At 65.0% G+C, this 13960-nt stretch carries 9 protein-coding genes and 3 rRNA genes; 11 read left to right on the top strand and 1 reads right to left on the bottom strand.

The features are described from left to right. Positions 1–10: 10 nt before the first annotated feature. Genes SH922_RS17565 through proC form a run of 3 tightly spaced genes read left to right on the top strand, consistent with a single transcriptional unit; the run spans position 11 to position 2429 of the window. Complete coding sequence (locus SH922_RS17565) at positions 11–778, top strand: ABC transporter ATP-binding protein (protein ID WP_393058897.1); 768 nt, start codon at positions 11–13, stop codon at positions 776–778. After that, positions 775–1560 carry an ABC transporter permease gene (locus SH922_RS17560; RefSeq protein ID WP_393058896.1) on the top strand — a complete coding sequence of 262 codons (786 nt, stop codon included), beginning with the start codon at positions 775–777 and terminating at the stop codon, positions 1558–1560. Before SH922_RS17565 ends, SH922_RS17560 begins: the two co-directional genes overlap by 4 nt. A gap of 59 nt (positions 1561–1619) precedes the next feature. After that, entirely contained in the window at positions 1620–2429 is an 810-nt protein-coding gene (proC, locus tag SH922_RS17555) for a pyrroline-5-carboxylate reductase (RefSeq protein WP_393058895.1), read from the top strand. Between the two features lies 1 nt (position 2430). Here proC and SH922_RS17550 read toward each other — a convergent pair whose 3' ends face one another. Next, on the bottom strand, positions 2431–3015 hold the full coding sequence (locus SH922_RS17550; RefSeq protein ID WP_393058894.1) for a cysteine hydrolase family protein: 585 nt from the start codon (positions 3013–3015) through the stop codon (positions 2431–2433). A 74-nt stretch (positions 3016–3089) separates the two neighbouring features. On the opposite strand from SH922_RS17550, the gene SH922_RS17545 reads away from it, so the two are divergent. The 8 genes from SH922_RS17545 (at position 3090) to SH922_RS17510 (ending at position 13917) form a co-directional block, all read left to right on the top strand. Then, a complete protein-coding gene (locus SH922_RS17545) occupies positions 3090–4112 on the top strand; it encodes a GlxA family transcriptional regulator (protein WP_393058893.1) in 1023 nt (340 codons plus the stop codon). A gap of 641 nt (positions 4113–4753) precedes the next feature. Next, a 16S ribosomal RNA gene (locus SH922_RS17540) occupies positions 4754–6279 on the top strand. Positions 6280–6575: 296 nt separating this feature from the next. Further along, positions 6576–9700, top strand: a 23S ribosomal RNA gene (locus tag SH922_RS17535). A 79-nt stretch (positions 9701–9779) separates the two neighbouring features. Then, positions 9780–9896, top strand: a 5S ribosomal RNA gene (gene rrf / locus SH922_RS17530). The 16S, 23S and 5S rRNA genes sit together here, the layout of an rRNA operon. Positions 9897–9967: 71 nt before the next feature. After that, positions 9968–10612 carry an HAD family hydrolase gene (locus SH922_RS17525; protein WP_393058892.1) on the top strand — a complete coding sequence of 215 codons (645 nt, stop codon included), beginning with the start codon at positions 9968–9970 and terminating at the stop codon, positions 10610–10612. Positions 10613–10654: 42 nt separating this feature from the next. Further along, positions 10655–11860 (top strand): MFS transporter, encoded by a 1206-nt coding sequence (locus SH922_RS17520; RefSeq protein WP_393058891.1) that lies wholly within the window; start codon positions 10655–10657, stop codon positions 11858–11860. Beyond that, positions 11829–13001, top strand: coding sequence for an acetoin utilization protein AcuC (locus tag SH922_RS17515; RefSeq protein WP_393058890.1), 1173 nt, complete (start codon positions 11829–11831; stop codon positions 12999–13001). The genes SH922_RS17520 and SH922_RS17515 overlap by 32 nt, the downstream gene beginning before the upstream one ends. 100 nt (positions 13002–13101) lie before the next feature. Further along, positions 13102–13917 (top strand): phosphatase, encoded by an 816-nt coding sequence (locus SH922_RS17510; RefSeq protein ID WP_393058889.1) that lies wholly within the window; start codon positions 13102–13104, stop codon positions 13915–13917. Positions 13918–13960: the final 43 nt, after the last annotated feature.

Below are 13960 nucleotides of genomic sequence, written 5' to 3'. Positions count from 1 at the left end.
AATTCATCGCATGATGAATTCTTCGGGCGTCGCCATCGAGGCCCGTGGCCTCACCGTCGTACGAGGCAGCCGCACCGTCCTGAAAGGACTCGACTTCACCGTCGAACCCGGCAGGATCACCGGCCTCCTCGGCCCCTCCGGCTGCGGCAAATCCACCCTGATGCGGGCCGTCGTCGGCACCCAGGCCAAGGTCACCGGCACCCTCGACGTCCTGGGCAGCCCCGCGGGCCACCCCACCCTGCGCCCGCGCATCGGGTACGTCACCCAGGCTCCGTCCGTCTACACCGACCTCACCGTCCGGCAGAACCTCGACTACTTCGCGGCGATCCTCCAGCCGGGCCGCCGCCACCGGGACGCCCGCCGCGAGGCCGTCACCCGCGCCGTCACCGAGGTCGACCTGACCAGCCACGCCGACGATCTCGCCGGCACCCTCTCGGGCGGCCAGCGCACCCGGGTCTCCCTCGCCGTGGCGCTGCTCGGCACCCCCGAACTGCTCGTCCTCGACGAACCCACCGTCGGCCTCGACCCGGTGCTCAGGCGCGACCTCTGGAACCTCTTCCACCGCCTCGCCGCCGACCGCGGCACCACCCTGCTCGTCTCCTCCCACGTCATGGACGAGGCCGAGCGCTGCCACCGGCTGCTCCTGATGCGCGAAGGCGAGATCCTCGCCGACGACACCCCCGAGGCCCTGCGCACGGGCTCCGGCACCGACACCGTCGAAGAAGCCTTCCTCCACCTGGTCGACGCGGCCGCCACCCGTCAGGAGAACGCCCGATGAGCACACACGCACCCACACCCCCGGCGGCCAAGGGCGCGTCCCCGCTGACGGCCGCCCGCACCCTCGCCACGGCCGCCCGGGTCCTGCGCCAGCTGACGCACGACCCGCGCACGATCGCACTTCTCCTGCTGATCCCGGTCGTGATGATCACGCTGCTGCGGTACGTCTTCGACGGGGCGCCGCAGACCTTCGACGCCATCGGCGCCTCGCTCCTCGGCATCTTCCCGCTGATCACGATGTTCCTGGTGACCTCGATCGCCACCCTGCGCGAACGCACTTCGGGAACCCTGGAGCGCCTCCTCGCGATGCCGCTCGGCAAGGGCGACCTGATCGCCGGCTACGCCCTGGCCTTCGGCGCCGTAGCCATCGTCCAGTCGCTCCTGGCCACGGGCCTCTCGGTCTGGGCCCTCGGCCTGGACGTCACCGGATCGCCATGGCTGCTGCTCCTGGTCGCCCTGCTCGACGCACTCCTGGGCACGGCACTCGGCCTGTTCGTCTCCGCCTTCGCGGCTTCCGAGTTCCAGGCCGTCCAGTTCATGCCGGCCGTGATCTTCCCGCAGCTGCTGCTCTGCGGACTCTTCGTCGCCCGCGACCGGATGGCACCCGCGCTCGAAGCGATCTCGGACGTACTGCCCATGTCGTACGCCGTCGACGGCATGAACGAGGTCCTCCACCACACCGCAGTCACCGGCAACTTCGTCCGCGACATCGCGATCGTGGCCGGCTGCGCCCTCCTCGTCCTCGCCCTCGGCGCCGCCACCCTCCGCCGCCGCACCGCCTGACAGCCCGGTGCGAGGATGGCGCCACGAGAACAGTGAGCACAGCCCGGAGGGTGAAGCGCATGACCCAGACAGTTGCAGTCCTCGGCACCGGCAAGATCGGCGAGGCCCTGCTCAGCGGCATGATCCGGGCCGGCTGGCGCCCGGCGAACCTGCTGGTCACCACCCGCCGCTCCGAGCGTGCCGCGGAGCTCCGCGACCGCTACGGAGTCGACGCCGTCACCAACGCCGAGGCAGCCAAGCGCGCCGACATCCTCATCCTGGCGGTCAAGCCCCAGGACATGGGCCGACTCCTGGACGAACTCTCCGCACACATCACCGCGGACCGCCTGGTCATCAGCGCCGCGGCCGGAATCACGACCGCCTTCATCGAGGAGCGCCTCACCACGGGCACCCCGGTGGTCCGCGTCATGCCGAACACCCCCGTCCTGGTCGACGAGGGCATGTCCGTCATCTCCGCGGGCAGCCACGCCACCACCGACCACCTCGCCACCACCGAGGCGATCTTCGGAGGCGTCGGCAAGACCCTGCGCGTCCCCGAGTCCCAGCAGGACGCGGCCACCGCCCTCTCCGGCTCCGGCCCGGCCTACTTCTACTTCCTCGTCGAGGCGATGACGGACGCCGGCATCCTGCTCGGCCTGCCCCGCGCCCAGGCCCACGACCTCATCGTGCAGGCCGCCATCGGCGCCGCCGTGATGCTCCGCGACAGCGGAGAGCACCCGGTCAAGCTCCGCGAAGCCGTCACCAGCCCCGCGGGCACCACCATCAGCGCCATCCGCGAACTGGAGAACCACGGCGTACGCGCCGCCCTCATCGCGGCTCTCGAAGCCGCCCGCGACCGCAGCCGCGAGCTCGCCTCCGGCAACGGCTGACCTACTCCGCGGCAGCGATCAGTTCCGCACTGCGCACGACCTTCGCGAAACCACCGCCGTGCAGCGACACGGCGGTGGCCCGCGCCAGCTCCTCCGCACCGAGCGTCCATCCCCAGGGACCGATGCCGTCGAACGTGTACGTCGCATCGAGCGCGAAGAACACCTCGTACCCCAGGTTCCCCGCCATCCGCGCCGTCGTCTCCGCGCACATATTGGTCTGGATCCCGGCCACCACGATCTGCCGCACGCCGCCCGCGCGCAGCCACGCGCCCAGATCCGGCGTCCCGTAGAACGCCGAGTTCACGCTCTTCGTCAGAAACAGCTCCTCCCCGCCGCCCTTCCCCCGCCGCTCCTCCACGTACGGCTTGAAGTCGTTCCCGGGATGTCCCACCCGCAACGGCGAATCGGGCTTGGGCGAGTCATGCCGTACGAAGACGACGGGCCGCCCGCTCGACTGCCAGGCATCGATCAGCCCGGCAATGTTCTCGTCCGCCGCGGGGTTGTTCCGCGGCCCCCAGTAGTCCTCCTCCTCGAACCCCTGCTGCACGTCCACCACGACCAGCGCTGCGTTCTCTGCGATCTCCATGGCTCCGATCCTGCCGTCCCGACCTCAGGCCGCCCAGAGGTCAAAAAGTCATCGACCGATGCTTTACTGCCACCATGACCGCGACCGAGAAACCCCACCCCGCCGCCACCCGGATCGCCCTCGTCTCCTTCCCCGGAGTCCGCGCCTTCGACGTCTCGGTCATCACGGAGGTCTGGGGCGTGGACCGCACGGACCGCGGAGTCCCGCCATTCGTCCTGCGCCGCACCGCGGCCACCGACGGCCCCATCCCGCTGCGCGGCGGACTCTCCCTCACCCCGGACCGCACGCTGAGCTGGCTGACCCGGGCCGACCTGATCGTCGTCCCGGGCCTCGACGACCATGTGACACCGGCACCCGAAGCGGTCCTGGACGCGCTGCGCCGCGCCCACGCCCGCGCCACGCCGATCGCCGCCCTCTGCGGAGGCGCCTTCACCCTGGCCCAGGCCGGCCTCCTCGACGGCCGCCAGGCAGTCACCCACTGGAACCTCACGGACCTCCTGCGCATCCGCCACCCCGCAGTGACCGTCGTCCCGGACGCCCTGTTCGTCCACGACGACAACCTCTGGACGTCCGCCGGCACGGCAGCCGGTATCGACCTCTGCCTCCATCTCGTACGGAGGACCCATGGCGCCGAGGCCGCGGCGACGATCGCGCGCTCGATGGTCACGGCCCCTTTCCGTACCGGCACCCAGGCCCAGTTCATCGAGCACCCCACACCGCACACCGACCGCGACGCCGACACGCTCGCGGCCGTACGCGCCTTCGCCCTGACCCGTCTGGCGGATCCGCATACGGTGGCGGAGCTGGCCGCCCGGGCGGGCATGTCTCCGCGCTCCTTCGCCCGCCACTTCCAGGCGAGTACGGGGACCACTCCGCTGCGGTGGCTGATTGCCCAGCGCATCGCAGCAGCTCAGAAGCTGCTGGAGCGCACCGATCTGCCCCTGCCCGAGGTGGCCCGCCGCACGGGCTTCGGCAGCGAGATCACCATGCGCCAGCACTTCGCCACCCATCTGGGAACCAGCCCCCGCGACTACCGCCGCGCCTTCCACCGGACCCCGGCGGGGACCGGGGTTGACACTCCCACTCCGCATCCGTAGTGTGCTCCGAGTTGTCCGACGTGAGCGCCGACCCCGGTCGGTCCCCGGACAGCCATTCCGCAGTAACCACAACGAGTGAGCGACACGTGTCGCCTGTCTCTGCGTGCGCATTTGCGAAATGAGGAATCCGCGTTCGAAGGAACGCGACCCCGATTAGCGTCGAGGCCCTGGATTCCGCTAACGTCTCACTCGTCGGAACGGCCCAACAGCCGGGAGGACAAGCCCCGCTGACTGGGAATCAGGCCCGACAGGATCTGATAGAGTCGGTCTCGCCGGAAAGGGAAACGCGAAAGCGAAGAACTGGAAAGCGAAAATGCGAGGCCCGCTTCGACCGGGAATCGGACACGAAAGAGTCTGATAGAGTCGGAAACGCAAGACCGAAGGGAAGCGCCCGGAGGAAAGCCCGAGAGGGTGAGTACAAAGGAAGCGTCCGTTCCTTGAGAACTCAACAGCGTGCCAAAAGTCAACGCCAGATATGTTGATACCCCGACCTGCTTCGGCAGGTTCGAGGTTCCTTTGAAAAGTCCTAACAGGTCTCTGGCCTGGTAGGCAATGCACACAGCGAGGATTCAGTGGACGATCGGTCATATTCCGACCTGGTCGTTCCGCTCTCGTGGTGTCTACCCGATTACGGGAAAACATTCACGGAGAGTTTGATCCTGGCTCAGGACGAACGCTGGCGGCGTGCTTAACACATGCAAGTCGAACGATGAAGCCCTTCGGGGTGGATTAGTGGCGAACGGGTGAGTAACACGTGGGCAATCTGCCCTTCACTCTGGGACAAGCCCTGGAAACGGGGTCTAATACCGGATAACACTTTCCCTCTCATGGGGGAAGGTTAAAAGCTCCGGCGGTGAAGGATGAGCCCGCGGCCTATCAGCTAGTTGGTGGGGTAATGGCCTACCAAGGCGACGACGGGTAGCCGGCCTGAGAGGGCGACCGGCCACACTGGGACTGAGACACGGCCCAGACTCCTACGGGAGGCAGCAGTGGGGAATATTGCACAATGGGCGAAAGCCTGATGCAGCGACGCCGCGTGAGGGATGACGGCCTTCGGGTTGTAAACCTCTTTCAGCAGGGAAGAAGCGAAAGTGACGGTACCTGCAGAAGAAGCGCCGGCTAACTACGTGCCAGCAGCCGCGGTAATACGTAGGGCGCAAGCGTTGTCCGGAATTATTGGGCGTAAAGAGCTCGTAGGCGGCTTGTTGCGTCGGTTGTGAAAGCCCGGGGCTTAACCCCGGGTCTGCAGTCGATACGGGCAGGCTAGAGTGTGGTAGGGGAGATCGGAATTCCTGGTGTAGCGGTGAAATGCGCAGATATCAGGAGGAACACCGGTGGCGAAGGCGGATCTCTGGGCCATTACTGACGCTGAGGAGCGAAAGCGTGGGGAGCGAACAGGATTAGATACCCTGGTAGTCCACGCCGTAAACGTTGGGAACTAGGTGTTGGCGACATTCCACGTCGTCGGTGCCGCAGCTAACGCATTAAGTTCCCCGCCTGGGGAGTACGGCCGCAAGGCTAAAACTCAAAGGAATTGACGGGGGCCCGCACAAGCAGCGGAGCATGTGGCTTAATTCGACGCAACGCGAAGAACCTTACCAAGGCTTGACATATACCGGAAAGCATCAGAGATGGTGCCCCCCTTGTGGTCGGTATACAGGTGGTGCATGGCTGTCGTCAGCTCGTGTCGTGAGATGTTGGGTTAAGTCCCGCAACGAGCGCAACCCTTGTTCTGTGTTGCCAGCATGCCCTTCGGGGTGATGGGGACTCACAGGAGACTGCCGGGGTCAACTCGGAGGAAGGTGGGGACGACGTCAAGTCATCATGCCCCTTATGTCTTGGGCTGCACACGTGCTACAATGGCCGGTACAATGAGCTGCGATGCCGCGAGGCGGAGCGAATCTCAAAAAGCCGGTCTCAGTTCGGATTGGGGTCTGCAACTCGACCCCATGAAGTCGGAGTTGCTAGTAATCGCAGATCAGCATTGCTGCGGTGAATACGTTCCCGGGCCTTGTACACACCGCCCGTCACGTCACGAAAGTCGGTAACACCCGAAGCCGGTGGCCCAACCCCTTGTGGGAGGGAGCTGTCGAAGGTGGGACTGGCGATTGGGACGAAGTCGTAACAAGGTAGCCGTACCGGAAGGTGCGGCTGGATCACCTCCTTTCTAAGGAGCATCTAGATTCCGCAAGGAATCCAGAGCCACTACGCCGGCAAATGTTCGGCGGTGGTCAGCTCATGGGTGGAACGTTGACTATTCGGCACGACAGGTTGTTTTCACTAGTACTGCTTCGGCGTGGAACGTGAGGGTGATCGGTCGGGTCGGGCACGCTGTTGGGTATCTGAAGGTACGGCCGTAAAGGTCGTCCTTCGGTTGCCGGCCCCAGTGAACTCGCCTGTAAGGGTGGGGTGATGGGTGGCTGGTCGTTGTTTGAGAACTGCACAGTGGACGCGAGCATCTGTGGCCAAGTTTTTAAGGGCGCACGGTGGATGCCTTGGCACCAGGAACCGATGAAGGACGTGGGAGGCCACGATAGGCCCCGGGGAGCTGTCAACCAAGCTTTGATCCGGGGGTGTCCGAATGGGGAAACCCGGCAGTCGTCATGGGCTGTCACCCACTGCTGAACACATAGGCAGTGTGGAGGGAACGAGGGGAAGTGAAACATCTCAGTACCCTCAGGAAGAGAAAACAACCGTGATTCCGGGAGTAGTGGCGAGCGAAACTGGATCAGGCCAAACCGTATGCGTGTGATACCCGGCAGGGGTTGCGCATGCGGGGTTGTGGGATCTCTTTTTCACGGTCTGCCGGCTGTGAGACGAGTCAGAAACCGTTGATGTAGGCGAAGGACATGCGAAAGGTCCGGCGTAGAGGGTAAGACCCCCGTAGCTGAAACATCAACGGCTCGTTTAAGAGACACCCAAGTAGCACGGGGCCCGAGAAATCCCGTGTGAATCTGGCGGGACCACCCGTTAAGCCTAAATATTCCCTGGTGACCGATAGCGGATAGTACCGTGAGGGAATGGTGAAAAGTACCGCGGGAGCGGAGTGAAATAGTACCTGAAACCGTGTGCCTACAAGCCGTGGGAGCGTCGCTGTATGTGCTTGCACATGCAGTCGTGACTGCGTGCCTTTTGAAGAATGAGCCTGCGAGTTTGCGGTGTGTTGCGAGGTTAACCCGTGTGGGGAAGCCGTAGCGAAAGCGAGTCCGAATAGGGCGATTTAGTAGCGCGCTCAAGACCCGAAGCGGAGTGATCTAGCCATGGGCAGGTTGAAGCGGAGGTAAGACTTCGTGGAGGACCGAACCCACCAGGGTTGAAAACCTGGGGGATGACCTGTGGTTAGGGGTGAAAGGCCAATCAAACTCCGTGATAGCTGGTTCTCCCCGAAATGCATTTAGGTGCAGCGTCGTGTGTTTCTTGCCGGAGGTAGAGCACTGGATAGGCGATGGGCCCTACCGGGTTACTGACCTTAGCCAAACTCCGAATGCCGGTAAGTGAGAGCACGGCAGTGAGACTGTGGGGGATAAGCTCCATGGTCGAGAGGGAAACAGCCCAGAGCATCGACTAAGGCCCCTAAGCGTACGCTAAGTGGGAAAGGATGTGGAGTCGCAGAGACAACCAGGAGGTTGGCTTAGAAGCAGCCACCCTTGAAAGAGTGCGTAATAGCTCACTGGTCAAGTGATTCCGCGCCGACAATGTAGCGGGGCTCAAGCGTACCGCCGAAGTCGTGTCATTCCAGCACATACCCCCAACGGGGGCTGGGATGGGTAGGGGAGCGTCGTGTGCCGGGTGAAGCAGCCGCGGAAGCGAGTTGTGGACGGTTCACGAGTGAGAATGCAGGCATGAGTAGCGATACACACGTGAGAAACGTGTGCGCCGATTGACTAAGGGTTCCTGGGTCAAGCTGATCTGCCCAGGGTAAGTCGGGACCTAAGGCGAGGCCGACAGGCGTAGTCGATGGACAACCGGTTGATATTCCGGTACCCGCTTTGAAACGCCCAATACTGAATCAGGCGATGCTAAGTCCGTGAAGCCGGCCCGATCTCTTCGGAGTTGAGGGTAGTGGTGGAGCCGACGAACCAGACTTGTACTAGGTAAGCGATGGGGTGACGCAGGAAGGTAGTCCAGCCCGGGCGGTGGTAGTCCCGGGGTAAGGGTGTAGGCCGTGTGGTAGGTAAATCCGTCACACATTAAGGCTGAGACCTGATGCCGAGCCGATTGTGGTGAAGTGGATGATCCTATGCTGTCGAGAAAAGCCTCTAGCGAGTTTCATGGCGGCCCGTACCCTAAACCGACTCAGGTGGTCAGGTAGAGAATACCGAGGCGTTCGGGTGAACTATGGTTAAGGAACTCGGCAAAATGCCCCCGTAACTTCGGGAGAAGGGGGGCCATCACTGGTGATCCGATTTACTCGGTGAGCTGGGGGTGGCCGCAGAGACCAGCGAGAAGCGACTGTTTACTAAAAACACAGGTCCGTGCGAAGCCGTAAGGCGATGTATACGGACTGACGCCTGCCCGGTGCTGGAACGTTAAGGGGACCGGTTAGCTGACTTTCGGGTCGGCGAAGCTGAGAACTTAAGCGCCAGTAAACGGCGGTGGTAACTATAACCATCCTAAGGTAGCGAAATTCCTTGTCGGGTAAGTTCCGACCTGCACGAATGGCGTAACGACTTCTCGACTGTCTCAACCATAGGCCCGGTGAAATTGCACTACGAGTAAAGATGCTCGTTTCGCGCAGCAGGACGGAAAGACCCCGGGACCTTTACTATAGTTTGATATTGGTGTTCGGTTCGGCTTGTGTAGGATAGGTGGGAGACTTTGAAGCGGCCACGCCAGTGGTTGTGGAGTCGTCGTTGAAATACCACTCTGGTCGTGCTGGATGTCTAACCTGGGTCCGTGATCCGGATCAGGGACAGTGTCTGATGGGTAGTTTAACTGGGGCGGTTGCCTCCTAAAGAGTAACGGAGGCGCCCAAAGGTTCCCTCAGCCTGGTTGGCAATCAGGTGTTGAGTGTAAGTGCACAAGGGAGCTTGACTGTGAGACCGACGGGTCGAGCAGGGACGAAAGTCGGGACTAGTGATCCGGCAGTGGCTTGTGGAAGCGCTGTCGCTCAACGGATAAAAGGTACCCCGGGGATAACAGGCTGATCTTCCCCAAGAGTCCATATCGACGGGATGGTTTGGCACCTCGATGTCGGCTCGTCGCATCCTGGGGCTGGAGTCGGTCCCAAGGGTTGGGCTGTTCGCCCATTAAAGCGGTACGCGAGCTGGGTTTAGAACGTCGTGAGACAGTTCGGTCCCTATCCGCTGTGCGCGTAGGAATATTGAGAAGGGCTGTCCCTAGTACGAGAGGACCGGGACGGACGAACCTCTGGTGTGCCAGTTGTCCTGCCAAGGGCATGGCTGGTTGGCTACGTTCGGAAAGGATAACCGCTGAAAGCATCTAAGCGGGAAGCCTGCTTCGAGATGAGTATTCCCACCCTCTTGAAGGGTTAAGGCTCCCAGTAGACGACTGGGTTGATAGGCCAGATGTGGAAGCCCGGTAACGGGTGGAGCTGACTGGTACTAATAGGCCGAGGGCTTGTCCTCAGTTGCTCGCGTCCACTGTGTTAGTTCTGAAATAACGAACGGCCGTGTTTTGTTCCGGTGTTGGTTAATTTCATAGTGTTTCGGTGGTCATTGCGTTAGGGAAACGCCCGGTTACATTCCGAACCCGGAAGCTAAGCCTTTCAGCGCCGATGGTACTGCAGGGGGGACCCTGTGGGAGAGTAGGACGCCGCCGAACTCCTTTTATGAAAAGCCCCGTGCCCTTGTGGCACGGGGCTTTTCTGCGTTCCGACCGTTTAAGGTCGTGACATGCGCTACGAACTGGTCATCTTCGACAACGACGGTGTGCTCGTGGACAGCGAGCCGATCGCCAACACCATCCTGGCCGGCTACCTCACAGAGCTCGGGCACCCCACCTCGTACGAGGAGTCCCTCCGCGACTACATGGGGTCCGCCGTGCACCGGGTGCACGACCTCGTCGAGGAACGGGGCGGGGAGAAGCTGCCCGCGGACTTCGACGACACGCTCCACGCACGGATCTTTGAAGGGTTCCAGCGGGAGCTGGAACCCGTTCCCGGCGTGGAGGAGGTGCTGGGGGAGCTCGTCGCCGACGGGATTCCGTACTGTGTCGCCTCCTCCAGCAGCCACGAGCGGATCCGGGTCAGCCATCGCAAGACAGGGCTCGACCAGTGGTTCGAGGAGGAGTGGATCTTCTCGGCGGAGGACGTGGGCCGTGGGAAACCGGCGCCCGATCTGTTCCTCCTCGCCGCCGAACGGATGGGCGTGGCTCCCGAACGGTGCGTCGTCATCGAGGACAGCCCGCTCGGAGTGGAGGCGGCGAGGGCCGCGGGCATGGATGTGTACGGGTTCACGTCGATGATGCCGGCGGACCGGCTGGCCGGGGTGACCGGGCATTTCTCCGACATGGGACAGCTGCGGGAATTGCTTGCCTGACGCGTCTACCCATGGGTAGAGACTGGCTCTACGCTCGCGCACATGACAGATGCACGTTTGCGGCACGGCAGAGCCTCCCTTGCGTTGAGCTTCTTCGTGCAGGGCGTCACCTTCGCTCTCCTCGTCACCCGGATCCCCGCGATTCAGGACCGGTACGGGATATCCGACGGCCTGCTGCCCGTGTTCCTTGCCGCCGTGCCGATCCTGGCCGGCGTGGGCAGCGTGGTCACGGAGAAGGTGGTCGCTCGGGTGCGGCCGAGGGTGGTCCTGCGGTGGGCGCAGCCGGTTGTGCTGCTTGCGCTGCTCGGCGTCGGTGCCGGGAGCGAGGTGTGGGAAGCGGCCCTGGCGCTCGGTGTGTTCGGGCTGTCCGTCGGTGCGCTGGACGCCTCCATGAACATGATGGGGGTCAGTCTCCAGCGGGCGTACGGGCGTTCCATCATGCTCGGCTTCCATGCCGCGTACAGCCTGGGCGGGATTGCCGGGGCGTCCATGGCGTGGGCCGGGGCGCACTGGGATCTGTCGCTGCTGGTCTCGTACCTTCCGGTGGTTGTGGTGCTGCTGCCCGTCGCGCTCGCCGGGAGCCGGTGGTACGTCGAGGGCAAGCAGGAGGAAGAGGGGCAGCAGGGTGGTGCGCGGGGGAATGCCGGTTCGGTCTCCTTCAAGCTGCTGATGCCGCTCTGTCTGGTGATGTGCTTCGCGTACATCGGGGATTCGACGGTCTCCAACTGGAGCGCGAAGTATCTGCAGGATGTGCTGGGAAGTTCGGAGCAGCTCTCGACCGTCCCGTACAACGTCTACATGGTGACGACGCTGCTGGGGCGTGCTGTCGGGGACTTCGGGGTGCGGCGGTTCGGGGCCGTGGCCGTGGTGCGGTCCGGGAGTGTGCTGGCCGCGGCCGGGTTCGGTGTGGTGGCTGTCGCCGGCGGGGCCTGGGTGGGGATGCTCGGGTTCACGATGCTGGGGCTCGGGCTCTGTGTGATCGTGCCGCAGACCTTCGCGGCCGCGGGGCGGATGTTCCCCGGGGCGAGCGACACCGCGATCGCGCGGCTGAACATCTTCAACTACGTGGGATTCCTTGTCGGCTCGCCGCTCGTGGGGGCGCTCGGGGACGCGTGGAGCTACCGGGGCGCGATGCTCGTCCCGATGGTGCTGGTGCTCGCGACGCTGGCGTACGCCAAGTCGTTCGGCGCGGAGCCTGCCCGATACGGTGGCGGGCATGAGCGGCCGCGCACAGTTGATGTGGGATGACGCAGTAACGGGATACGACTTCGGGGACAGTCATCCCATGGACCCGGTCAGGCTCGCCCTGACGATGGGGTTGGTCCGGGCGTTCGGTCTCGACCGGGCAGTGGACGTCGTGGCGGCCAAGGCGGCCGGGGACTCGACGCTGCGGCTTGTGCACCGGTCGGACTACGTGGCCGCGGTGCGGGCCGCCTCCGCCGATCCGCGGGCCGCGGACCAGAGCTACGGGATCGGGACGACGGACGATCCGGCGTTCGCCGGGATGCACGAGGTGTCGGCGCTGATCGCCGGGCAGTCGGTGGCGGCGGCCGAGGCCGTGTGGCGGGGGGAGACCGGGCACGCCGTGAACTTCACCGGCGGGCTCCATCACGCCATGCCCGGCGGGGCTGCGGGCTTCTGTATCTACAACGATCCGGCGCTCGCCATCGCGCGGCTGCTGGAGCTGGGGGCGGAGCGGGTCGCGTACGTCGATGTGGACGTGCACCACGGCGACGGGGTGCAGGCGGTCTTCTGGGAGGACCCGCGGGTTCTGACCGTCTCGCTGCACGAGCACCCCAGGACGCTCTTCCCGCAGACCGGCTGGCCCGAGGAGACCGGGGCGGGGGCCGGTGAGGGTGGTGCGGTCAATGTGGCGCTGCCGGCCGGTACGGGCGACGCGGGGTGGCTGCGGGCGTTCCACGCGGTGGTGCCCGAGCTGCTGGCGGACTTCCGGCCGCAGGTGCTGGTGACGCAGCACGGGGCCGACACGCACTTCGAGGACCCGCTGGCCCATCTCGCGGTGTCGCTGGACGCGCAGCGGGCCGTGATGGCCGCCTGCCACGACCTGGCGCACGAGTACGCGGACGGCGGGCGATGGGTGGCGCTCGGAGGGGGCGGTTATGCGGTGGTGGACGTGGTGCCGCGGTCCTGGACGCATCTGGTGGGGATCGCCGCGCATGCGCCGGTGGACCCCGAGTCGGTGATCCCGTCGTCGTGGCGGGACGAGGTCTACGCCCGGACCCGGCAGCTCGGGCCGGCCCGGATGACGGACGGGCGTACCCCGTCGTGGAAGGCCTGGGAGGACGGTTACGACCCGGCGGACCGGCTGGACCAGGCGGTGCTCGCGACCAGGCGTGCGGCGTTCCCGCTGCGGGGGCTGCTGACCTGAGGCGGGCCCGGGTGCGGGTGTTGTGCCGGGGTTACGCCAACTGTGGGGCGTAATCCGGGTTTTGGTCCCTGGGCGCGGTTGGTCGGGCAGCATCGGCAGGGTGTTGAGTACCGGAGCGCTGCGCGCGCATCTGCTGGCGGCCCGGCTGGCCGGGCCCGTGGCCACCTCGCGGGAACTGAGTCTGCGGAGCTATCGGCTGTTCGCGGCCAGGGATCCGCGGGTGACGCTCGGTCTCGATCCCGGACGGGTGTGGGGGGAGCGGGACCTGCTGCGGCTCATGGCCGACAAGTGCGGGGTCTCGGAGGATCCCGCGCATGTCTCGGGTCCCGATGTGATCGATCCGGAGCGGACGCTGGCGGGGCTGGACGCGTTTGCCGAACGGTTGTCGGATGCTGCGGCGCGGCGGGCGCCGGTGCTGTTCGGGACGGGTCATCCGCACCGTCTGCTCGGCTTCTACGCAGCGCTGGCAGACGCCTTGTCGGCGGTGGGGTGCACCGTGCTCACCCCCGCGCAGGGGCGACGTATCGACATAACGACCCGGTTCGGCGTACGTACGTACAACCTCGACTACGTACGGGGAGTTGCGATGGTGCGCGAACCCGGCGTGCGGGTGCCCGGTGGTGACACCGGCGCACACACCCACTCACCGCTGCCGCTGAGGGTGGCACTGGAGGCTGCCGCGGATGCCCGGGGGCCGCTGCCGGCACTCGTCGTGGGGGACCACGGCTGGGTCTGCGGGGCAGGTCAGCTGGGTATCGAGGCGATCGGCCTGGCCGATACGGACGATCCGGCGCTGTTCGTCGGGGAGGCGGAGGGCCGGGTGGCGGTCGCCGTTCCGCTCGACGACGCCGTGCGGTCCGCGTACTACCTGCCGCTCACGCGCTATGTACTCAATCGGGCGTGTCTGTCACAGTAGGCGGCCGATCGTCTCTCCTCTTCCCCACTCGCATCACCCGCCC

This window comes from Streptomyces sp. LN549 (genome assembly GCF_043203805.1).
Taxonomy (GTDB): domain Bacteria; phylum Actinomycetota; class Actinomycetes; order Streptomycetales; family Streptomycetaceae; genus Streptomyces.
This window is presented reverse-complemented; position numbering and strand designations above follow the sequence as displayed.